Origin of the sequence: Streptomyces thermospinosisporus, from assembly GCF_039526425.1 — a bacterium.
GTDB classification, from domain to species: domain Bacteria; phylum Actinomycetota; class Actinomycetes; order Streptomycetales; family Streptomycetaceae; genus Streptomyces; species Streptomyces thermocarboxydovorans.
This window is the reverse complement of record NZ_BAAAIZ010000002.1, coordinates 32,887-55,673: the sequence shown is the minus strand read 5'-3', so window position 1 is coordinate 55,673 and position 22,787 is coordinate 32,887. Positions and strand designations below refer to the sequence as shown.

Below are 22,787 nucleotides of genomic sequence, written 5' to 3'. Positions count from 1 at the left end.
TTCAGTCACCGTTCTTCCTGCCCCTGATCGGTGCGGTCTCGAACAGCTCGGTGAAGTAGGCGGTGAGCGCGTCGACGGACTCCTCGGGCACGGGGTCCTCGTCCGGCCCTTCGGGCAGTTCGTGCCGCCCGACCGGCGGTGCCGAGGCGGCCTCGTCGATCCACTCCCGCAGCCGAGCCGGGTTCCTGGGCTCGTCCGGTGCGAGCACGTCGTAGATCAGGGTCGCTCCGGCCGCGTTGATCGCGGCGCTGAGGCCGTTGATCTCTCGACCGGTGGTGACCGTGCCCCGCTCGAGCAGACGGACCAGTGCCTGAGCCGTGGGTCGGTGGTCGATCAGGTCGAGGCGGAGAACCGTGTGGATGAGGTCCTGGTTCCCGCAGGCGATCTCGACCGGCCCGTAGTCGGGTCCGTTGCGGAAGAGTTCGGCCGCCCACCACAGTCTGGAGAAGCACTGCCGGTCCGCCGGGCCGCGAAAGCGCTCGGCGGCGATCCGCGGCTCCGGGTTCCTGGCCGTCGGCTCCCTCAGGTGCCGCCAGGCCACGTAGTCGGGGGCCACTGCGAGGGCCAGGTGGTTCCACAGCCGCTTGTCCGCCGCCTCTCGCCGGGTCAGACGCAGCGTGGCGTGGAGCCGTGGGGCCAGCCAGGCGTCGGCGCGAGTCCGGTCCTCCCGGAACTCGAACATGGCGTCCTCCACCAGGCTGCGGATCGGTTCGACCCACCACCTGGCGTCGTCCTCGGGCAGCTCCTCGACGACCTTGGCGAGGTCGATGCCACCGTGGACCCGTTCACCTCTGAGGAGTTCCTCGGTGAGGAACGTGTCGACGGCCGAGGCGGGCAGCAGCGCCAGACGCTCCGGTACGTGGTCGGGCTGGGTGATCACGTCTCGCTCTCCCGGTTCATCTGTTCCAGGGCGCGGACGACATAGCTGAGCGCCCTGGATGCCTCGGCGCGGCGGACCGCCGCGTAGTGGATGCGGGTCTGGAGTTCCGCCCAACCCGACTCTCCCGTGCGCCGGCGGTGGACCTGCCGCAGGGCTTCCTCGACGTGCACGCCGGGTACGACGTCGGGCAGCATCTCCCGCAGCACCTCGCCCTGCCAGTCGGTCGGGAAGACCGGGCCGCTTCCCGGTTCCACCTCCAGGTCGCCGATGGCGCTGTGGAACACCGCGGTCCAGACATCCGTGGCCATCTGGGCGACCAGAAGGTCCCTCACCTTGCTGTCGACCCCGGAGCCCTTGCTGTCCAACAGCCCCATGACACCCTCGACATCGGTGTTCACGAAGACGGTGGGCACCCTGGCCGAGGTGTCGACGATCCACGGGGCGTCGGCATAGGCCCGCAGCCAGTCGCGGGAGCTCCTGCTGAACGAGGCCTTCTGCACCTCGAGTCGAAGCCCCCGGACCGGTTCGTCGGAGACCGTGTCGACGACCCAACTCCGATCGGTCTCGGCGATCGACCGGCCACGCACTCCGTCCACCGTTCCGACGGCGTACACGGCCAGGGAGGCCCGCCCCAGGTGATCGTCGCGGAGCACCTCCACAGAGCCCGACCAGTCCCGACCGTTCTCTGTGTCACGCGTGAGTTCCGTCGAGGTACGGACGTTGGTCTCCCCGTCCGTGAGGACGGCGAGCACACGCAGATCGGACCAGGCGGCGTCGGGCGCGTCCGCCCCGGGCGGCAGCGTGGCCGAGAGACCGATCGTGGCGCTCGACCAGTCGTCGTGCCCGGCGATGCCCAGTGCGACGGCCTGCTGCTGGGTGGAGTACGCGCTGGTCTCCAGTCGGTCGCGGGTGCCGTCGGGGAGCCTGAGGGAGACCGAGGTCACCCGGAGCGTGATCGGCCGGTTGAGCCGCTTGTACGGGTAGATCTTCACCGCGTTACTCACCCTTCCCGGCACGCAGTTCGAGGACGAGGCGGGTGAGCGAGGTCCTGACCGGGTGGCTGGTGATGTCGGTGGCCCCTCGGAACGTCGCGCGGCGGATTCCGGGTGTGAACCGCAGGGTTCCGTCCTGCACCTCGCAGCCCTCGACGGCCACGAGTTCGGCCCAGTCCAGTCTCGGGCGGCCGCCGGAACGCACGTCCAGCTGGGCGATCGGCACCATCGGGACGACCTCGTCGCCCTTGGGGATGCTCACCTCCGCGGTGATCTGCCACTCTCCCCCGTCGCCGATCGTCGCCTCGAGCCCTTCGAGCACCGGTATCACCGGTCCGGAGGGGGCCTTCGCCTTCGGGCGCTTCCGCACGGTCAGCGCCTTGCGCAGCGCCTCACCGCCTTCCTGGTTGCCGCGCCTGGGCCGTGCGACGAGGTCCCTGACGGCATTGTTGACCTCGCTGGTGAGCATGCTGATCCGCCGGTAGGCCGAGGGCGACCAGCGAAGCGTCAACTCCTCCGTCTGCCCCCAACGATCGTGCTCGGGCGGTTCCGCCGCCCGCAAAAACTCCTCGGCCTCCTGAGCGAAGGGCGCGGACTCGCCCGCCGCCTCACCCACCAGGAGCACGGCCTGGAAGGGGTTGGTCCCGACGGGCAGCCTGGGGACGCCGGCCTTCCTGACGGTCATGCGGTTGCCGCGCAGGGAGTGCACCTGGTTCTTCGTGCCGTCCCTGTCCTCGGCCTCGGTGACCAACAGGACCGCTTGATGCGTCCCGAGGGTCCCGCGTGCTCCTCCCTGGAGCGGCAGCTTCAGCGGCACGGTCCTGGCCGCCACCTGCCCGGCCTCGGTGAGTCGGTCCACGGTGGCGCCCTCGTAGTACGCCCGCAGGGCCCTGGTGCGGGAGGGCTGCTCCACGGAAGGGTCCACCTGCTGTTCGGGCACGACCTCTTCGCCGTTGCGCAGGGCGCGGACGGAGACCTCCAGGAGCGGCAGCCTGCCTCCCCCACCGGTCATAGCGGCCCAGAAGTCACGCCCCAGTGCCTCGACGAGACGCCGATGCATCCGCCGGATGTCCCGCGTGTCCTCGCTGCCCTCCTCCTCCGTGATCTCGTCGTCGCCCTCGGACACACCGCCCTCGAGGCTGGCTACGTCGTGCGCGCCCACGATGAGGAAGGAGGTACCGGGCTCGTCGCTGTCCCGGGTCAGGTGCAGCCGGGCCACGGTCTCCTCGTCCGCCCACCAGGAACGGACCACTTCGGCGCCCGGCGAGTCGGGATCGGGACGGCCGAACCAGGCGGGGCCCGCGTACGGTTTGCCGTCGACCTCACGCCAGGGCAGTTCGAGCCGGCCGATGACCCGCCGCTCGGTCCGCCCCTCATGGGGCTCGGAGAGGGTCGAGTTGATGAGCACGAGTCCCAGGGCGCTGGTGGCCCACAAGGTGGCCTTGCCCAGACCGTAGGAGCCACCGGCGGCGGTACCGGACTTGAGGCTCTCCAGTTGCCGCCGGACCACGGCCGCGAACTTGCCGTCCGCGTAGTCGTCCCCGGTGAGGCCCGAGGCGTTGTAGTCGTCGACCCGCAGCAGGACCAGACGACCCTTCTCGTACATGTCGCGTACGCCGGCGTCGACGACCCGACCGACCTTCTGATGTCCGGCGATCTCGGAGACGGCCGAGTAGTGCGGGAAGAGCTCGTTCCAGAGAATCGCGTCGCGGAAGGCGTCAAGGGCCTCACCGGTCAGCTCGTGCAGGGTGTAACGGACGCGGACCGGGCGTCCGTTGTCGGTGAGGCGCTCGTCGAGGCTGTTCTGGCAGGTCTCACGGGCGAGGACCTGCACGTCGGCGTCGAAGGCGAAGGCGGCGGCATTGCCCAGATCGCGACCGCCGTCGGGGTATCCAGGCCGGTGGTACCAGGTGAGCGGCAGGCCGGACTGAGTGTCGGTGGTGCGGGTGTGCACCGTGCTCAGATCCGTGCCGAGGGCCTTCGCGATGTCCGCCATGACAGTGGGGCGTGGCGTCGATCTCCCGGTGATCCACGCGGAGACGGCGGCCCTGGTCAGTCCGAGTTCCTCGGCCAGTTCGGCCTGCGTCTTCCCCGCGAGCTTGAGCTGACGGGCCAGCCAGGGCCCGAACTCCTCACCAGTCTCCACGCGTCACCTGTCTTCCCTCGAGGCGTACCGGGAGGCTAATTTGACAAGAGAGACCGTGTCAACTGACAGTTGACCGAAGCTCGGTCGTCCGAGTCGATCGCAACGATGACCAACTTGCCCGATTTGGCCCCACTGTCCCTACCAGGAAAGGGGGTCAGTTTTCCGAGAACGAACGGAAGTTCAGGGGTTGCGCCATTGAGTAGCGGTCGTTAAAACTTCTATCACGATGGAAAAGCCGTCCCGCCCACGAGACCCCGATTGAGGGGATCGAGCGGCCGGGAACACGTGTGCTCGAACAGCGTCGGCGACAGGCAGAAGAACTTCCGCAGAACGCCTGCGACACGACGACTTCACCGCTATCGTGATCGGCCACGAAGAAGCATCTGTTCCACGGGGGGCGTGGGGGCACGAATAAACCCCTGTGCGACAGACGCCATGCATCAGGGGGGATTCACTCCATGGAGGAGAAGAACTCAAGCGACTTCCCGAGATCGTTCCGGAAGTGGGTCGCTTTCGAGCTGAGCAGTAGTCCAGCACCCGGCATGGTCGGGGCGGCAACCATACACTCCGCATCACCCTGACGTACGGCACGTCCGGCTCCGAGACGCCGTTCGATCCCACGGGCCCACCTGTTCCTGCCCGGCCGGCCCGTTCTCAGACATTCGCCCGTGCCTCGACCTGCCCAGGGGTGCATCAACCGTGCCGTCCTCTTACTCTCCGGTCATCGAAACCGTCCTGCAGCAATCCTCTCGCGTCCTGCAGACCTACGCCGTCGACCCCGGTCTCGTGGCCGAGCACGCGAACGGTGAACGTCGTATCACGCAAGGCGGATACGGTGACCGCCAGCTTTTCGAACTCGTCCAGAACGCGGCCGACGAAATGGCCGACGATCCCGGTGGACGCATCCACGTCGTTCTCACCTCGACGCATCTGTACTGTGCCAACGAGGGGAATCCGGTGACCCCGGAGGGCGCCGAGACGATTCTCCGGATGAGCATGTCGAGGAAGCGCGGAGGTCAGATCGGACGCTTCGGCGTCGGTGTCAAATCCGTCCTCGTGGTGACCGACGCTCCTCAATTCTTCAGCCGCACCGGGAGTTTCGGGTTCGACCGCGACTGGTCGTACGAACGGATCAAGTCCGTCCCCGGTGTCACGGATCGCTACGGATCGGAGTTCGACGCACCGGTTCTGCGGATGGCCCGCCCGCTCGACGCGCAGGCCGAACGCGCCACCGATCCCGTCCTGGACGAGCTCCTGACCTGGGCGACCACCGTCGTGCGCCTGCCCCTGCTCCCGAAGGCCGACGAGCGCCTGGGGCAGGACATGCACGGGGGCAGAGCCGAGCATCAGGGCGAGCAGCGCGAGGAGTTCCCCGTCGGCTTCCAGTTCTTCTCGCCCCACGTCGGCAAGGTCGTACTGGAGGACAGGCGGCCCCAGCCCCCGGCGCACCGCATCCTGACGGTCTGTCAGTCGGGCACGCTACGCACCGTCGTCGAGGAGCGGACCGGGAAGACGCCGGCCACTGAGCACTGGCGCGTGTTCACCACCACCCATGAGCCCGGCCCGGCCGCCCGCGCCGACGCGGGAGAGCTGCACGACCGGATCGCGCTCGAACTCGCCTGGGGCGTACCGGCTCTGGAGAAGGACCCGGACAGCGGCCTGTACGTCAGCCCCCGTTCGCGCGGCCGCGGGAGGTTCTGGTCCTTCTTCCCGACCAAGTACGAAATGTCTCTGAGCGGCATTCTCAACGGGGCCTGGAAGACCAACGAGGACCGGCAGAACCTGCTCGACTCGTCCCCCTTCAACCAGGAGATGATCCGCGTCTCCGCGAGGCTGGTCGTCGACTCCCTGCCCGAACTGGCACCCGCCGAGGACCCGGCCGCCTATCTCCCGCTGCTGCCCGGCCGTGTCAAGGAGGCGATCAGCTGGGCCGACGAGTTCCTGACCCGGGAGATCTGGGCACGCACCGCGGACCGTCCGTCGCTGCCCGACCAGGACGGAGTTCTGCGCGTTCCCAAGGAACTGCGGATCCACCCGCGGCTCGACAAGGACCCGAAGCGACTGTCCCGTTGGCTGCGCATGTGGCACGAGTGCCCCGGACGCCCGTCGAACTGGCTGCACCCGAGCGTCGAGGCGGACTCACTGCGATCCGGCAAGGTGGAGCACGTCCTCGGGGCCGCCGGCCACGAACGCAGTGACGTTCGTACCTGGCTGGAGGCATTGGTCGAGAGCGGCACCGCAGAGGCCTCCGCGGTGGCGGTGCGGATCCTCGCGGACATGATCGAGACCGGCAACCCGCACGCCGCGGAGGCGCGCCAGGCTCGCATCGTGCTCACCGAGGAGCACGGTCTGGTCGCCCCCGTGCCCGGCAAGGTGTTCCGCCGCGCCGACCAGGGCGGGTTGCGCGAGTCCCTCGTGTATGTGGTCGACGAGATCGCCCAGGACCCGTCGTCTGCACACGCCCTGGACGTGCTGGGCGTCCGTGAGGCCGATGCGGAGGGCCGGTTCGTGAGCGTCCTGGACCAGGGCTTCGACCACTACCGCGAGTCGGACTGGGAGCGATTCTGGGAGCTGTTCCGTCAGGCAGGGGTACGACGTCTGACCCACAAGGTCATGGAGCGCGTCCCCTCGCCCCGGTCGACGCTCCGCGTGCGCACCGCCGACCGACGGTTCCGGCCGATCGAGGACTGCATGCTGCCCGGCGTCGTGGTCGACCCGGAGCGGGATCCGAGCGTCGCTGTCGACATGAAGTTCCACTCCGACGACACGCCGTTCTTCACCCAGGTCGGGCTGCGGGACCGGCCGACGAGCGGAGTGCAGCCCAGGGCCGACGAGGACTGGTTCCAGGAGTACCGCGAAGCCGTGCACGCCGCCTGTCTGCGCGGCCTGGACGCCCGTGCCCCGCGCCCCTCGCTGACCAGGTTGAAGGTGGAGGGCGCCCCGATCGGTGGTCCTCTGCACCTCTTCCGCGCCCTGTCCGAGGAGTCGCGTGCGCGGTTCCTGAAGGCGCTGCCCGACGACGCCGTGGTGGACAACTGGACCCGTCAGATCGGCGCGCAGAGCAGCACCAGGCAAGCGGTGTCCTCGCCGATCCGATGGATGCTGCGGAAGTACGGCACGGTCGCCACCTCCCAGGGCGTCAGGCCGCTGCACGAGGCGGTCGGTCCGCAGCTCGCCGCCTACCGCGACGTCCTGCCGGTCGCCGACATCTCGCACGAGAAGGCCCGCAGGCTCCGGCTCCCCAGCACGGTCGACGAGGTACCCGCCGACCGTTGGGACGCGCTCCTCGACGAGGTGTCCCGCAGCGAGGACGACGCGTTCGTCGGTAACACCTACGTCATGCTGACGCGCATCGGCGCCGACTTCCCCGAGGACTCCCTGACCCGTTGCCGGATCGGTGACGCCTGGGGCACCCGACCCGACGACGAGATCACCGTCGCGGTCGGCTCCGCCGAGTACCGGGCGCTCCGCGCGGAGCAGCTGCCGGCGCTGCTCGTACCGACCGCCGAGGACGCCGAGCTGATGGTCGAGAAGTGGGGCATGCTCCGCTACTCCGACGTGATCAGCCGGGAGGCCCGCGAGGTCCCCGAGGGCGGACCCGTTCCGTTGATCGAGCTGTTCCCGGCTCTGCGGCAGCGGCTGAGCAGCGGGAACCGGAACACCATGGTGCAGCGCTGCACCGAACTGGAGGAGATCACCCGCACGCCCGACGGCATGCGCGCCGAGCCGCTGGAGGCAGTCAGTCAGAACGGCGTGGTCAAGGTGCGCGTTCCGGTGGCTCCCGAACAGATGCTGATGCTCGTCGACCGGGAACTGGGACTGGGACTGGGTCCGGCCGGATGCCGGGCCGTCCTGGAGCACCAGGAGCGCATGGCCCGGGACAGAGAGCTGAAGGCGGCACGGGATGCGGTGCGCGCGGCCGAGGACGTCGTGGACAAGATCGAGCTGCTGATCGGCGCCGACGCCCTCCGTGCCGGCCTTCCCGAGGGACTGATGGAGGCCGAGCGGCAGGCCACCGGCGGCGCGGAGCCCTCGGGGCGCCGAATCGCGCAGATGGCGTTCAACGCTCACGGCGACGGCGTGCTCCAGCAGCACGCCAGGGACATCCAGGCCAGGTTCCCCGACGCGCCCGTGGGATACACGGGTTCGTCGGCCGCCATCGCCTTCGTCTCGGGGCTCGGTCTGCCGGTCGCGTTCGCCGGCTCGAGGACCCCGCCGCCGCCCCCGTTCGAAACCGTGGAGGGCCCGCGGAATTTCCCCTCCCTGCACGACTACCAGGAGGACCTGGTCCGCAACGTCTCGGACATGCTCGACCGGCTGGTCCCCCAGCGCGGCATGCTGTCCCTGCCCACGGGCGCCGGCAAGACCCGGGTGACGGCGGAGGCCGTGATCCGCTGGGTCAAGCGGGTCGGTGACCTCAAGGGGCCGCTGCTGTGGATCGCGCAGACCGAGGAGCTGTGCGAACAGGCGGTGCAGAGCTGGAAGTTCGTGTGGAGCAAGGTCGGCGCGGAGCGACCGCTCACCATCAGTCGCCTGTGGGGCAGCAACGAGGTCGGGAACGTCGTCGAACACCCGCACCTGGTGGTCGCCACCGACGCCAAGCTGGAGCGGTGCCTGGACACCGACCGCTACGCCTGGCTTCGCGAACCCGTTCTGGTGATCGTGGACGAGGCGCACACCGCCATCTCCAAGCGGTACACCCACGTACTCGGCCTGCTGGGGCTCACCCAGTACGAGACCTCCCGCCATCTCCTCGGACTGACCGCCACCCCGTTCCGCAATCGCAACGAGGAGCAGACGCGCCTGCTCGTCCGGCGTTTCGGCAACCGGCGCCTCGACGAGGGAGTCTTCCCCTCCGGCGATCCGTACCGCGACCTGCAGGAGTGGGGCATGCTCGCGCAGGTCGAGCACCGTACCCTGGAGGGTGGCCGGATCGTCCTGGACCGGGACGAGAAAGCTCACGCGGAGCGCATGGCGGTGCTCTCCCGCTCGGCCGAGCAGCGACTCGCCGACGACCATGCGCGCAGCCGGCGCATCGTTGACTCGGTGGCCGAACTCCCCGACGACTGGCCCACGTTGCTGTTCGCCACGTCGGTCGATCACGCCAAGTACCTGGCGGCCATGCTCAACGACCGGGGTGTCCCGTCCGCCGCTGTGGACTCGACGACCAGCCCGCAGGATCGCCGCGCCCGCATCGAGAGCTTCCGCGAAGGACGCATCCGGGTGCTCACCAACTACGGCGTGCTCACTCAGGGGTTCGACGCACCCGCCACCCGGGCGGTGGTGGTGGCCCGTCCGGTCTACAGCACCAACGTCTACCAGCAGATGATCGGCCGAGGCCTGCGCGGACCCAGGAACGGCGGCAAGGACACGTGCCTGATCCTCAACGTCAGCGACAACATCGCCAACTTCGACACCCAGCTCGCCTTCACCCAGTTCGAGCACCTCTGGAGCCGGAAGTGACCGACGCGTACCTCGACAGTCCCGCGCTCACCGCCGAGCAGCGGGCCGTGGTCGAGCAGCCCTGGGACGCCAGGGTCCTCGTCACCGCACAGGCCGGGGCCGGCAAGACGCACACACTGGTGCGTCGGCTCGACGCGCTGTGCGGCCACGGGGACCCCGAAGAGGCGCTACAGGCGGCCGAGATCCTGGTGCTCACCTTCTCCCGGGCGGCCGCCCGGGAGCTGCGGGAGCGCATCGCCCGACACGGTGATCGGGCCCGCCGGGTGCGCGCTCAGACCTTCGACGCCTGGGCCTACGGGGTGCTGGCCCAGGCCTGCCCGGACGGCGAGTGGGGCTCGGTGGGGTTCGACGACCGGATCATCGCGGCGACCGACGCCATAGAGAAGGGCGCGTTGGAGATCGGGGACTCGGTGCCTCCCGCCCACGTCATGATCGACGAGGTACAGGACCTCCTGGGGGTCCGCCGGGAACTGGTGGAGGCGGTGCTCGACCGGTACCAGGACAGCTGCGGCTTCACGATGGTCGGGGACGCCGCCCAGTCGGTCTACGGATTCCAGATCAAGGACCCGTCCGAGCGCGCCGACGAGACGGGCCGGTTCTTCGACTGGCTGCGCTGCTCGTTCCCCGACGACCTGGTGGAGCTGCAGCTCACCCGGAACTTCCGTGCGGTGACCCCCGAGGCCAGGGTCGCGTTGGCCCACGGCCCCGGACTGCAGCAGGTCACCGACGCGGAGGAGGCGGGGCGGCTCTACGAGGAACTGCGCGACCTGCTCCTCGATCCGGCCAATGCTCTGGCGGACCTCACCGATCCCCTCACCCTGAACAAACTGCGAAACCTCTCCGACACCTGTGCGATCCTCACCCGCGACAACCGGCAGGCCCTGGTGGTCTCCGACATACTCCACAAACACGGCGTCGAGCACCGGCTGCGTCGCCCCCTGGAGGAGCGGCCGGTGCCGTACTGGGTGGCCGAACTGCTGCGTCGCACCGAGGCGACCGGTCTCACCGAGGACCGGTTCCGCGCCCTCCTCGGTGAGATACCTCTGCCGTACGAGCCGAACGCGGACGCTCTCTGGACGGTGTTGCGCCGGGTCGCGCGCGGCGCGGGGCGCAATGTGCTCGATCTGGATCGGCTGCGCCGGGCGGTGGCCGACGGTCGGTTCCCGGACGAGGCCGCCGACCCGGAGACCACCCGGCTCGTCGTCTCCACCGTGCACCGGGCCAAGGGCCTGGAGTTCGACCAGGTGATCGTCCTGACGCCACCGACCGTCGCCGAGCTCCGCAAGCAGCACAAGGAGGAGCTGGACCTCCCCGCCGAGGCCCGCGCCCTGTACGTGGCGATGACCCGGGCCCGTCACGACCTCTACCACGTGGGCTCCCCCGAGCTGCCGAAGTTCCGAAGAGCCGGGGCCAGAAGCAACGGCCGCCGGTACGTCGGCGGCTGGAAGTCCTGGGAGAGATTCGGGATCGTCGCCGAGGCGGGCGACGTGTGCCGCGACAACCCACCCGCCTATGACACCGGAGGCGCAGAGACCCAGACCTACCTCCTGGAACAGGTGCACCCAGGGGACGAGGTGGTGCTGCGCAGGCGCCACGACATGCCGACGGGTGAGTACCAGAGCCCGCCCTACGCCCTGCTGCACCGGGGACGGGAGATCGGGGAGATGTCCGAACGGTTCCGCCAAGGGATGTTCCAGGTGCAGAAGGTCAGCCGGACGTGGGAGCCCTGGTGGCCCGACGAGATCCACGGCCTGCGGATCGACACCTTGGAGACCGTGACCGGCAGCATCGCCGCCGGCGCCAACGCCGGACTCGGGGATCGGGGCGTGTGGATCGCCCCGCGCATCACCGGGATCGGGTGGTACCGCAGCGCCGACAGAGACGAGGAGCAGCGCGCATGACGCAGACGACAGACCCGCATGCCGAGCACTACCGGGTGCGCGACGAAGAACTGCTCGCGGGGCTCCGCCGTGAACTCTTCGGCCCCGATGAGGAGGCCGACCCCGAAGAGAGGGCGGAGGTCCTCGACCAGGACGCGCCGATCGACCGGTATCTGACCGGGGTGCTGTATCCGCGTGCCTCCAGGGAGAGGAGGCGCGAGAACGCCGCCGAGCAGGACGGTCTGGACACCGCGCCCGTCTCCACGCGTGGGGACGCGGAGGAGGCCGCCGATACCGACGACATCGGTGTCTCCGGGGACAAACGTCCCTCCTCCATGGGGCTGACCTTCGCGGTCGATCCGGCCGAGTGCGGCACGATCACGATCTCCACGTATGCGGCCGTCTACGAACCCCGCGACGCCGAAGGAAAGCCGATCCCGGCCCGCCGGGCCGAGGCTCGCACCACGGCCGAACAGCGGGAACGGTGGCACCGCAGGGAACTCTCGCTGCCTCCCGAGACGGTCGACGTCACCACCCCGGTCGGCGACAAGCGCGTGGACCTGGACGAACGAGCCCAGCTGCGCATCATCGTCCGCCGCGCCGACCCGACCACGAACACGGTCACCGTGACGGTGACGCTGGTCAACACGCAGAAGGTCGGGGAACGGGACCTCCAGGACGCCTTCGCCCTCTTCCAGTGCCGTCTCAAGATCCGAGCCGCCAACGGCTCCAGCGCGTTCGTCGAGCGTCCGGCTCCGGACTCCGCCCACGATCCGGAGATCGCCACCAGCCGACTGCTGCACCGTCACGCCCCGACCTTCGCGGTCGGGCACGGTTGCGCCGCCGCCTGGGACTGGGATCCTTCGCCGATAGGCGTGGACGACGCCCGCACCGCCGCAGTCCCGGAGGTGCGCACCGAGTTCGTGCCCAGCGTGGAGGTATTGCTCACCGACTCCAACCCGGAGATCGACAGTTCCTCGCTGTCCATGCTCGGCCTCGCCGAGAACCCCGACGCAGAGGTTCTGGCCGCCCTGGAAGCTCTGGCCCAGGGGTACGAGGACTGGATCGACCGCAAGGCGGTGGAGGCGGACGCGCTGGCGGGCGGCCCGCACGAAGGGCCCGCGCGGGAGCAGGTGAGGGCATGCCGTGAGGCGCTCGGTCGTATCCGTGCGGGTATCGACCTGCTGCGCACCAAGCCGGATCTCATGAGGGCGTTCCGGCTCGCCAACCGGGCCATGGCGGACCAGCGGGCGCGGAGCGCCTGGGTCAAGGGCGGACGCACCGGTGCGCCCGACCCGGCTGCCGGCCGGTGGCGTCCCTTCCAGATCGCCTTCATGCTGCTCTGCCTGGCGGGCATCGACGACCCGAAGCACGACGATCGAAGGATCTCCGACCTGCTCTGGTTCCCCACCGGTGGTGGCAAGACGGAGGCCTATCTCGGGCTGATCGCCCTCACGTCCTTCCTGCGGCGCATCCGCAAAGGCCCGGACGGCGGCGGTGTCACCGTGATCATGCGCTACACCCTGCGGCTGCTCACGCTGCAGCAGTTCGAACGCGCGGCGATCCTGCTCTGCGCCATGGAGAACCTGCGGCGCCGGACGCCCGAGTTGGGTCATGAGGAGTTCTCCGTCGGCATGTGGGTCGGGCGCTCGGCCACGCCGAACGAACTGTCCGTGGCCGCCGCACGGCTCGACGAGCTGCGGGCCAACCTCTCCAAACGGCTCGCCACCGAGAACCCCGTCCAGCTGCACGCCTGCCCCTGGTGCGGCACGGGTCTGGATGCCAGGAACTACGAGGTCGACGAGGACGCCAGGCGGATGTACGTCCGCTGCCCCGACGCCGGCTGCGACTTCAGGGACGGCCTGCCCGTTCATCTGGTCGACGAGGCGGTCTACGACGCACGCCCGACCTTGGTGATCGCCACCGTCGACAAGTTCGCCTCCATGCCGTGGCGTCCGAAGACCTCCGCCCTGTTCAACCTCGACGACCCGAACGACCCCACGCCTCCTCCGGAGTTGATCGTCCAGGACGAACTGCACCTGATCTCAGGACCGTTGGGCACGTTGACCGGCCTGTACGAGACGGCCGTGGACGCGCTGGCCGACCGCCCCAAGGTGATCGCCTCCACGGCGACCATCCGTCGGGCGGCCGACCAGGGACGCCACCTCTTCGCTCGTGAGGTGCGGCAGTTCCCGCCCGCCGGCCTGGACGCCCGCGACTCGTGGTTCGCGGTGGAGTCACCGCGCGAGGCAAAGGCGAGCCGCCGCTACGTCGGGCTGCTGGCCCCGGGCACCAGTCAGTCCACGCTGCTCATCCGGACGTACGCCACGCTCCTGCACAGGGCACGGCACGCAAACACCACGGACGACGTGCGTGACGCCTACTGGAGCCTCGTCGGCTACTTCAACAGCCTGCGCCTGCTCTCCGCGGCCGAGCTCCAGGTCCATGACGACGTGCCGGCCTACCTGGAGCTGCTCGCGGAGCGCGAGGGCGTGGCCGTACGCTCGATCCCCAACTACTCGGAGTTGACCAGCCGTATCGACGCCAGTGAGATCCCCGCGCGTCTGAAGGGCATCGAGAAGAGGCTGCCCGACCCCGACACCGTGGACGTCCTGCTCGCCACGAACATGATCGCGGTGGGGGTGGACGTGGATCGACTCGGGCTGATGGCAGTGATGGGGCAGCCGCAGACGACCGCCGAGTACATCCAGGCGACCAGCCGGGTCGGCCGGGCCCGTCCCGGCCTGGTCGCGGTCATGCTCAACGCGGCGCGCGCCCGTGACCGCTCCCACTACGAGAACTTCCAACACTTCCACTCCGCCCTCTACCGCGAGGTCGAGTCCACCTCCGTGACCCCCTTCTCCGCCCGCGCACGCGAACGGGGTCTGCATGCGGTGATCGTCGCTCTCGCCCGCATCCTGATCCCGGAGGCCCGCCCCAACGAAGGCGCGGGCAAGGTCGAGTCCTACGAGGACATCCTCCGCGACCGAATCAAGACACTGCTGATGGACCGCGCGAGCGCGGTCGCCCCCGAGGAGGCCGAGGCCGTCTCCCAAGGGTTCGACGAGTTCGTCGAGTGGTGGCTCAAGCAGGCCGACGCCCACGGTGGGCTGCTCTTCGAACCGAAGCCGGGCAAGAGGACCCCGTCGCTCCTGAAGGCCTACGACGACGAGTCGAAGGACAGGTACGCGTGGTCCACGCTCTGGAGCCTGCGCGACGTCGACGCCGAGACCGCCCTGTTCATGGAGGGAACCCGATGACCCCACCGCCCGCCCGTCGCCGCCGGACCGGCACGAACGCGAACGTCCCCGTCCACACCTTTCTGCGTCGCGGTACGGTCCGCCGAAGCCAGGCCATCACCACGTACGGCGTGGGGTCGCTCATCGCCGTCGACCACGAGTCCTTCATCGTCTCGGGGCTGGACGAGGCCGACCGGAGCTGGAGTGCCGACGAGTCGCCGAGGATCCACGAGCGGCGGCTGGAACGGCTGCTCGGTGTCGACCACTTCCGACTGCCGCCTGCATCCGGCGACACCAGCAAGGACGGCCTGCGGGTCCGCCGCTTCCCGCAGATGCACTCGTGCCCCGGGTGCAACGAACTGCAACCCCACCACGACTTCAACCCGCCCGCCGGCCGCAGCGTCTGCGGAACCTGCGAGACGGAGCTCGTGCCCTCTCGTTTCGTCGTCGCCTGCGAGGCCGGCCACCTGGGCGAGTTCCCGTACTGGCACTGGGTACATCGCTCCGAGGACCGATCTTCCACGGCGGCCGGCAAGTGCGGTGGCAGACTCATGCTCCGCACGTCCGGACGGACCTCCTCGCTCCGCTCCATCCTCGTCTCCTGCACCTGCGGAGGGGCTCCGGAGGTCTCGATGGAGGGCTCCTTCCGCAAAAGCGCCCTCAAGGACCTGGGACTCACCTGCAGAGGCACTCGCCCTTGGCTGGGCTCCACGGCCCCGAATCAGGAGTGCGCGCTCCCCCTGCGCACCTTGCAGCGCGGTTCCTCCTCGGTTTGGCAGCCGGTGCTCAAGTCGGCTCTCTCCATCCCGCCGTGGAGCAGTGGCCGAGCCGATCCGCTCGCCGGTCACTGGGAGAAGCTCAGGAAGTACGACGACAAGGCGGCCATCCAGATCTATCTGGACGCCGTGTTCGACGAGGGTGAGTGGCCCGTCACGCTGGACGAGGTGATGGAGCTGCTCGCTGCGGAACGCGAGGAGGATCCTGACGGCCAGACGGAGGCCTCCTTCGACCACCGCTATCGCGCCCTGCGCAACAAGGAGTACGAACGGCTCCGCGCCGGCAACGAGGAGAGCGACCACTCTCGCGACGAGCAGTTCGTCTGCGAGCCCCCGCTGGGCGATCAGAGCGTGCTCGAGCCTCTCGGGGTCACCGGACCGATGCTGGTGAAGAAGCTCCGAGAGGTGCGCGCCCTGAAGGCGTTCACCCGCCTCGTCGACGCCGAGTCGACCACGGACATCAAGGAGATGCCGCTCTCCGAGAAGCCGCTGCGCTGGCTGCCGGCCATGGAGGTCCGCGGCGAGGGAGTCTTCCTCCGCCTGGACGAGGACCGACTGGGCACCTGGGAGAAGGCGACGGCGGTGGCGGCCCGGGTCGAGCGCATGCGCGCCGCCCACCAACGTCTTCTGGAGCAGCGTGCCCCCGACCCGAGCCGCGCCGTGCCGTCCCCGGCCACACCTCGCATGGTTCTGCTGCACACGCTGGCGCACGTGTTGATCAACGAATGGAGCCTGGAGGCGGGCTATCCCTCCGCGTCCCTGCGCGAACGTCTGTACGCGGCCGACGACATGGCCGGGCTGCTCGTCTACACCGCGACGAGCGACTCGGCCGGCAGTCTGGGCGGTCTCGTCGCACAGGGCGAACCCGAGCTGCTCGACCGCACGGTGCGTTCGGCCCTCCGCCGCGCCGCATGGTGCTCCTCCGACCCGCTGTGCATGGAGGCGGAGGCATCGGGCACCGCCGGGACGAACCTCGCCGCCTGTCACGCTTGCGTGATGCTCCCGGAGACGAGCTGCGAGCACAACAACATCCTGCTCGACCGGGCACTGCTCATAGGCACTCCGGAAGAACCCGACGTGGGCTTCTTCGCGAGAGCACGGCACGACTGACGTAGATCCAGCATCCGTCTCATGCCCGACCACGGGGAGGTGGCCGACGACCACCGACTGCTTTGTGCGCGTCACCTCCCCAGCTCCGCCTCGTACCGCGTCTGCACACGGTCCAGTGCTGACTCCACATCACAACCGTGTGCACGCAGCCAGTGCAGGTAGTCCGTGATGACGGTGATCACCGACTCCTCAGCCATAACTCGCCCAGCCCTGCCCACGCCCGACAGACAGTGCTGGGTCGTATCTGTGTACGTCCCCCGCGCCTCGGTCCGCCTGCCTCCGGAGGTCTCCACAGGGGTGCTCGGGGAGGTGAGTCCGGTCGCCAGCTCGCACCAGGTGACCTTGCGGTCGGGGCCGAGCTCAACGCCCCACCGTTCGGCGAGTGCGTCGATCAGAGCCATGCCTCGGCCGCCCTCCGACTCCATGTTCGCGTCGAGCAGGGTGGGCAGGGCGCGAGTGTCCGGGTCACGGACCTCGATGCGCAGCCGCATTCCGTTCATCGAGACGCCGAGCGTGGCCGGCGTCCCGGGGCCGACGTGCGTGATGACGTTGGCCACCAACTCGCTGACACAGAGCTGAGCTTGGTCGATGACCTCGTGCAGTTCCCAGAGGGCTAAGTGCGACCGCATGACTCGGCGCAGCCCCGCCACCTCCTTGGGTTCGGCCGTGAAGGCCAGATCCCATGACGTTTGTCTCATGCATGCTTCCTGGCCCACGAGAACCCCTCTCCGCGCGACGTGACCCCATGGACGACTGCCAGTCATGGGGCATCACGGTGCGTTGCTTCGCCACCAGAGTGGAGCTCGCGTATCCCGTCGTGCAATGTGCACGGCGGGATTCCCACGACCGAGTGATTGGCAGGCACAAGCCTTGGCGCAAGACTGAACGTCCGCTATCCGAAACGGGGTTGATATGGCCGGATCACCCACCGCCCGCCGGCGTCGCCTGTCGATCGAGCTGAAGAAGCTCCGCGAGCAGAGTGCGCTCACCTGCGCTCAGGTCGGCGAGGCGTTGGACTGGAGCGGTTCCAAGGTCAATCGCATGGAGACCGGCAGCGGGCGGGTCCAGCCGTCCGACGTGGACGCGTTGTGCCGCTTCTACGGCACCACGGACGAGCTCCGCGAGTTCCTGAAGTCACTGGCCCGTCAGGCCAAGACGCGTAGCTGGTGGCAGGTACACGGCTCGGGCGTGCCCCAATGGTTTTCCATCTACATCGGCCTTGAACAGGACGCTTCCACCTTGCGCCAGTATCAGTGCGAGGTACTGCCCGGTCTCCTCCAGACAGAGCCGTATGCCCGCGAACTGCACACCTGCGGCTCGTACCTGCCTCCTGAGGACATCGAGCGCGCCGTCCGCGTGCGCCTCGAACGTCAGTCGATGCTCGACGCTCCCGACGCCCCCGACTGCTGGTTCGTGGTGAGCGAGGGGGCGGTACGCAGGGTTATCGGCGACCACGAGTTGATGCAGGCGCAACTGGAGCACCTGTTGGGGGCAGTAGATCGGCCGAGTGTGACCTTGCAGGTGTTGCCGTTCGACGCGGGCACTTGTCCCACCACCGGGTCGTTCACCTTGCTGGGGTTCCCTGATCCTGAAGACCCGGACATCGTGTACCGGGATGGCATTACGGACGCGATGTACTTGGAGGGCGAGCCCCATGTCCGCGAGTACAACCGCGCCTTCGACGAGCTGAGGGCCGCCGCCCTGAGCCCGCGGCGGTCCATCCAACTGATCAAGGACATGGTGAAGGAAGGCACACAGTGAAACCCTCGCCCGGTAACAACACTCAGCCCCCGCCCGCATGGGTCACGTCGTCCTACAGCAACGGGGCGGGAGGCGAATGCCTCGAGTGCGGAGCCGGGGGCGACCGAATATGGCTACGCGACTCGAAAGTCGGCGCTGACGTAGTCGCTTCCGTCAGCCCCGAGGCATGGCACACCTTCACGCGTGCGGTGCGGCAAGGCTGGTCGGAGAACCGCTGAGCGGCCGAGTACCCCCCGAGTCTCCAGCCGCCCCGGGCCCCTGCAAAGACCCGTCATCGAGGCGTGAGCAAACAGAACTCGTTGCCCTCCGGGTCGGTCAGGATCGTCCAGTGGATGTCGGACTGATCGATGCCGGGGTCTCCGGCGCCCAGGGCGCGCAGGCGGGCCTCCTCCGTCGCCATGTCGTCGCCGGGGTAGGGCCTGATGTCGAGGTGGACGCGGTTCCATACGCGCTTGGGGTCGGGCGTGCGGACGAACTCCAGGTAGGGGCCGACGCCGGCGCTGGAGCGCATGCTCGCGTGATCGTCGGCGACCTCGTGCACCGTCCAGTCCGTCGCCTCGCCCCAGAAGCGGGCCATCTGACGCGGGTCGGCGCAGTCGACGACCACCGCGGCGATCGGCCCCGTGTCCTGGTAGACCGGACGGGGTTCCAGAACGCAGAACTCGTTGCCCTCCGGGTCGGCCATGACCGTCCAGGGGACGTCGCCCTGGCCCACGTCGGCGAGCGTCGCGCCGAGTTTCTGCAGGCGCTCGACCGTCTCCGCCTGGTGGGCGGCCGAGGTGGTGGCCAGGTCGATGTGCACCCGGTTCTTGACCGTCTTGGGCTCCGGGTCGGCGATGAGGTCGATGCAGACCGCTGAAGGGTCGGGGTAGGAGAAGCCCACGGGTTCGAGATTGGTGACGCCGGGCGCCTCGCTGTCGATCCCCCACCCGAGCACCTCGGCCCAGAACCGGCCGAGCGCCGCGTCGTCCTGCGCCTTCATGTTGATCTGCACGAGTCGCGTAGCCATTCGGCCGATCCTAGGGCTACCGCTGCCGTCGACCCACCCGTTTTCGAATCAGGCATACGGTCGTGACGGTGGGTGTTCTCCGCCGAGCAAGGGGCTCCGGGAGCAGGCCATGGGCTCAGCACGCCGCCCCGGTAGCGAAATGAACGGTGGCACGGGCCTGTTGAGGAACTCATGACTCGACGACCAGGGCCCAGGGTGTTGTCCGAAGAAGAGCTTTCCGCGGTGCTCGGGCGGCAGCGGTTCGGCACGCTGGCGACCGTCAAGCGGGACGGACATCCCCATCTGACGACCATGGCCTATGCCTGGGATCCCGGCGCACGGCTGCTGCGGTTCTCCTCCACGGCCGACCGGCTCAAGGTGCGGCATCTGAAGCGCGATCCACGGGCGGCACTGCATGTGCCGGACGGCAGCGTGTGGTCGTTCGCCGTCGCCGAGGGGCTGGCCGAGGTCTCGGAGATCACGTCCGTTCCGGGCGACGCGGTCGGGCGGGAGCTGCTCGGGATGATCCCGGAGGGGGAGCGGCCGGAGGACGAGGCGGCGTTGTTGGAGGAGCTGGTCGCCGAGCGGCGGGTGGTCATCCGGCTGAAGGTGGACCGACTGTATGGAACGGCACTCGACGTCGACGCCGGGTAGGGCGGGAGAGGAGGGGGCGCCACCGGGCCGGGCCGGCGGCCCAGAGCGTCAGTCCAGGTCGCCCCGTTCGATGCAGAACTCGTTGCCCTCGGGGTCGGCCAGGGTTACCCAGCCCTTGCCGTCGGGGCGGGTGTGGTCGGCCAGTTGGCGGGCGCCGAGGGAGAGGGCGCGGGCCACTTCCTCCGCGCGGGTGCGGCCGGTGGGTTTGAGGTCGAAGTGGAGCCGGTTCTTGGTCGCCTTGGCCTCGGGTACGCGGACGAAGAGCAGGCCGGGGCCGGTGCCGGCCGGGTCCTCGATCAGGGCCTCCGGGTCGCCTGGCTTGTCGTCGTCGGAGAGGGGGCGTCCCAGCACCTCGCTCCAGAAGGTGGCGAGTTCGTAGGGGTCGCCGGTGCAGTCGAAGGTGATGTGGCGGATCGTGGGGTTCACGAGGGGCTCCAGGGGCGCGGCGGGTCGGTCTCGCAGGATGGCGTGGCGGGAGGGGCGGCGTCGACGGGTTTTCCGGGAGCAGCCACGAGTTCGGAGGGACCTGCCCGACCGGCACCTCGCCCCCTGAGCCGGGCGGTCTGCCCGACCGGCACCTCGGCCCCTGAGGCGGGCGGTCTGCCCGACCGGCACCTCGGCCCCTGAGCCGCCGGCGGCGCCCGCGGGAGTTAGCCTCTGGGCAGGTGAGACACGCGCCCCGGCAAGGGGCACGGCAGCAGGAGGCAAGGCATGGCGAAGGTTCCCAGCTCGGTGGTGGCCGCGAGTGGGCTGGTCGGCGGCTACGGCGTCGCCCGCTGGACGCGGAAGCGGCAGCTGGGCGGGGTGGTCCTCGCCGCCGCCGGTGCGACGGCCGCGCGGCAGTGGCGGCAGCAGGCCGGCGGGGTGGCCGCGAGCGCGCTGACGGCCGCGTATGTCGCCGCGTTCGCCGGGTCGCATCCGCTGGCCAAGAAGGTGGGCGCCTGGCCGGCGGTCTTCGGTGTCGCCGGAGCCGTGGCGCTGGCCTCCTGGGCGGTCGCCGACCGCCGCGGCTGAACAGAGCAGAGCAGAGAAGCGGGGCGTCTTACGCCTTGGACGTTCACCACGCGGCCGGTGGGGTCCCTGACGAAGAAGCGGCGTACGCCCCACTCCTCGTCCCGCAGCCCTCGTACGATCTCCGCGCCCGCGGCCCTGACCTGGGCGCCAGGACCGTGCACCAGCAGACCGTCAGCGTGGCGGCGCCTGTCCCCGCGCCTCCGGTCGCGGGCGGGCCCTGGCGCCCGGCGCCTCCAGCACCACCACGCTCCCGCTCCCCCCTCCCGCTTCCGCACCGGTCCCGCTCCCACTCCCGCCCCCGCCCCCGCCCCCGCCCCCGCAGTCCTACGCCCCCAGCGCCCGCGACACCGTGAAGATCAGCAGGCCCGCCAGCGAGCCCACCACCGTGCCGTTGATGCGGATGAACTGCAGATCGCGGCCGATGTTCGCCTCGATCTTCTTGGTGGTGTGCTCGGCGTCCCAGCTCGCCACGGTGTCGGTGATCAGGGAGGTGATCTCCTTGCGGTAGGTGGTGACCACGTAGACCGCCGCGCTCTCCAGCCAGCCGTCGACCTTGCCCTGCACCTTCGGGTCGGCGGCCATCCGGGCGCCCAGGGAGAGCAGCGAGGCCCGCACCCGCAGCCGGAGTTCGCTGCGCTCGTCCTCCGCCGCGGAGACGATCATGGAGCGTACGGCCGTCCAGACGGAGGCGATGAGGTCCTGGACCTCGTCGCGGCCCAGGATGTCGGTCTTCAGGCGCTCCACCCGCTCCCGGGTGTCGGAGTCGGCCTGCAGATCGGAGGCGAAGTCGGTGAGGAAGCGGTCGAGGGCGGCGCGGGCCGGGTGTCTCGGCATGTCGCGCATCTCGGCGCAGAACCGCAGCAGTTCCTTGTAGACGCGCTCGGCGACCTTGCGGTCCACGAACCTGGGGGTCCAGCCGGGGGCGCCGCCCTGCACGGCGTCCATCACGGAGTCGCTGTGCAGGACCAGCCAGTCGTGGGCGCGGGAGACGACGAGGTCGACGGCGCGTTTGTGGCCGCCGTCGGCGACGATCTTCTCCAGGGTCTTGCCGATGCCGGGGGCGATCTCCTGGGCGTGGGCGCGGCGGGTGATGGCCTCGCCGACGACCGCCTGGACGTCGGAGTCCCGCAGCACGGTGAGCGCGCCGCGCAGCGCGGCGGACAGCTCGGCGGTGACGCGGTCGGCGTGGTCGGGGACGGAGAGCCAGGCGCCGAGGCGGCTGCCGATGCCGACGGAGCGCAGCCGCTGGCGCACCACGTCCTCGGAGAGGAAGTTCTCGCCGACGAAGTCGCCGAGGGAGACGCCGAGCTGGTCCTTCTTGGTGGGGATGATCGCGGTGTGCGGGATGGGCAGGCCGAGGGGGCGGCGGAAGAGGGCGGTGACCGCGAACCAGTCGGCGAGCGCGCCGACCATGCCGGCCTCGGCGGCCGCGGCGACATAGCCCGCCCAGGGTCCGGCGCCCTGGTGGGAGGCCAGTTTGGCGAGGACGTAGACCAGGGCGACGAACAGCAGCAGACCCGTGGCGGTGAGTTTCATCCGGCGCACGCCGCGCTGCTTCTCCTCGTCCGCCGCGCTGAACGTCGTCATCGTGCGGTTGACGGCCGGGGCGGAGCGGGCCTGCTGCCCTGTGTCATCCTGCTCCCGGACAGCCCGCTGACCGGTTTGCCCGGTGTCTGGCGCTTGTGTGCGTTCCATCCCGCTCCACCTGTTCGGCGATCCCTCACACATTGTCCCTTCCTGACCGACTCCCGGAACGGAACAGGAGTTCCCGGCGTCTGTCTGAAGGGGGACGGCAAGGGGGTCCTGTCAGCCGCGCCCCGCCCATGACGCATCATGGGCTCATCGGATCGGAGCCTCGGGCTCCCACCTCCCGAGGAGAACAGC

General features: G+C 69.5%; 15 protein-coding genes and 1 pseudogene. 8 read left to right on the top strand and 8 right to left on the bottom strand.

Annotation, left to right across the window (positions count from 1 at the left end; genetic code table 11):
• Position 1: 1 nt before the first annotated feature.
• Genes ABD207_RS00770 through ABD207_RS00760 form a run of 3 tightly spaced genes read right to left on the bottom strand, consistent with a single transcriptional unit; the run spans position 2 to position 4,018 of the window.
• Complete coding sequence (locus tag ABD207_RS00770; protein WP_344009096.1) at positions 2-880, bottom strand: DUF6339 family protein; 879 nt, start codon at positions 878-880, stop codon at positions 2-4.
• Positions 877-1,872: a hypothetical protein gene (locus tag ABD207_RS00765; protein WP_344009094.1), complete on the bottom strand. Its 996-nt coding sequence runs from the start codon at positions 1,870-1,872 to the stop codon at positions 877-879. Before ABD207_RS00765 ends, ABD207_RS00770 begins: the two co-directional genes overlap by 4 nt.
• A 4-nt stretch (positions 1,873-1,876) precedes the next feature.
• Positions 1,877-4,018 carry a helix-turn-helix domain-containing protein gene (locus ABD207_RS00760; protein WP_344009092.1) on the bottom strand — a complete coding sequence of 714 codons (2,142 nt, stop codon included), beginning with the start codon at positions 4,016-4,018 and terminating at the stop codon, positions 1,877-1,879.
• A gap of 699 nt (positions 4,019-4,717) precedes the next feature.
• Between ABD207_RS00760 and ABD207_RS00750 the strand changes: the two genes are divergently transcribed.
• The 4 genes from ABD207_RS00750 to drmB are packed head-to-tail and all read left to right on the top strand — an operon-like array spanning position 4,718 to position 16,486.
• Complete coding sequence (locus ABD207_RS00750) at positions 4,718-9,481, top strand: sacsin N-terminal ATP-binding-like domain-containing protein (protein ID WP_425580604.1); 4,764 nt, start codon at positions 4,718-4,720, stop codon at positions 9,479-9,481.
• Positions 9,478-11,382, top strand: coding sequence for a UvrD-helicase domain-containing protein (locus ABD207_RS00745; RefSeq protein WP_344009088.1), 1,905 nt, complete (start codon positions 9,478-9,480; stop codon positions 11,380-11,382). Before ABD207_RS00750 ends, ABD207_RS00745 begins: the two co-directional genes overlap by 4 nt.
• A complete protein-coding gene (locus tag ABD207_RS00740; RefSeq protein ID WP_344009086.1) occupies positions 11,379-14,621 on the top strand; it encodes a helicase-related protein in 3,243 nt (1,080 codons plus the stop codon). Before ABD207_RS00745 ends, ABD207_RS00740 begins: the two co-directional genes overlap by 4 nt.
• Entirely contained in the window at positions 14,618-16,486 is a 1,869-nt protein-coding gene (gene drmB, locus ABD207_RS00735; protein WP_344009084.1) for a DrmB family protein, read from the top strand. Before ABD207_RS00740 ends, drmB begins: the two co-directional genes overlap by 4 nt.
• Positions 16,487-16,557: 71 nt before the next feature.
• Here the strand turns inward: drmB and ABD207_RS00730 are convergent, their stop codons facing one another.
• On the bottom strand, positions 16,558-17,184 hold the full coding sequence (locus ABD207_RS00730) for an ATP-binding protein (RefSeq protein WP_344001534.1): 627 nt from the start codon (positions 17,182-17,184) through the stop codon (positions 16,558-16,560).
• A gap of 214 nt (positions 17,185-17,398) precedes the next feature.
• Here ABD207_RS00730 and ABD207_RS00725 point away from each other — a divergent pair, with 214 nt between their 5' ends.
• Positions 17,399-18,247 (top strand): helix-turn-helix domain-containing protein, encoded by an 849-nt coding sequence (locus ABD207_RS00725; RefSeq protein ID WP_344009082.1) that lies wholly within the window; start codon positions 17,399-17,401, stop codon positions 18,245-18,247.
• Positions 18,244-18,465 (top strand): DUF397 domain-containing protein, encoded by a 222-nt coding sequence (locus ABD207_RS00720; RefSeq protein WP_167993927.1) that lies wholly within the window; start codon positions 18,244-18,246, stop codon positions 18,463-18,465. Before ABD207_RS00725 ends, ABD207_RS00720 begins: the two co-directional genes overlap by 4 nt.
• Before the next feature lie 53 nt (positions 18,466-18,518).
• On the opposite strand, the gene ABD207_RS00715 is transcribed toward ABD207_RS00720, so the two are convergent.
• Entirely contained in the window at positions 18,519-19,256 is a 738-nt protein-coding gene (locus ABD207_RS00715) for a VOC family protein (RefSeq protein WP_167993925.1), read from the bottom strand.
• Between the two features lie 171 nt (positions 19,257-19,427).
• On the opposite strand from ABD207_RS00715, the gene ABD207_RS00710 reads away from it, so the two are divergent.
• Positions 19,428-19,889 (top strand): pyridoxamine 5'-phosphate oxidase family protein, encoded by a 462-nt coding sequence (locus ABD207_RS00710; RefSeq protein ID WP_167993923.1) that lies wholly within the window; start codon positions 19,428-19,430, stop codon positions 19,887-19,889.
• Between the two features lie 48 nt (positions 19,890-19,937).
• Here ABD207_RS00710 and ABD207_RS00705 read toward each other — a convergent pair whose 3' ends face one another.
• Positions 19,938-20,315 (bottom strand): VOC family protein, encoded by a 378-nt coding sequence (locus ABD207_RS00705; protein ID WP_344009080.1) that lies wholly within the window; start codon positions 20,313-20,315, stop codon positions 19,938-19,940.
• Between the two features lie 285 nt (positions 20,316-20,600).
• On the opposite strand from ABD207_RS00705, the gene ABD207_RS00700 reads away from it, so the two are divergent.
• Positions 20,601-20,903 carry a hypothetical protein gene (locus tag ABD207_RS00700; protein ID WP_167993919.1) on the top strand — a complete coding sequence of 101 codons (303 nt, stop codon included), beginning with the start codon at positions 20,601-20,603 and terminating at the stop codon, positions 20,901-20,903.
• A 38-nt stretch (positions 20,904-20,941) separates the two neighbouring features.
• On the opposite strand, the pseudogene ABD207_RS00695 reads toward ABD207_RS00700, so the two are convergent.
• Together ABD207_RS00695 and ABD207_RS00690 are read right to left on the bottom strand one after the other, a co-directional pair.
• Positions 20,942-21,049: pseudogene (locus ABD207_RS00695) on the bottom strand (VOC family protein); the annotation flags it as partial.
• 178 nt (positions 21,050-21,227) lie between these two features.
• Complete coding sequence (locus ABD207_RS00690; RefSeq protein ID WP_344009078.1) at positions 21,228-22,598, bottom strand: DUF445 domain-containing protein; 1,371 nt, start codon at positions 22,596-22,598, stop codon at positions 21,228-21,230.
• Between the last annotated feature and the right edge of the window lie 189 nt (positions 22,599-22,787).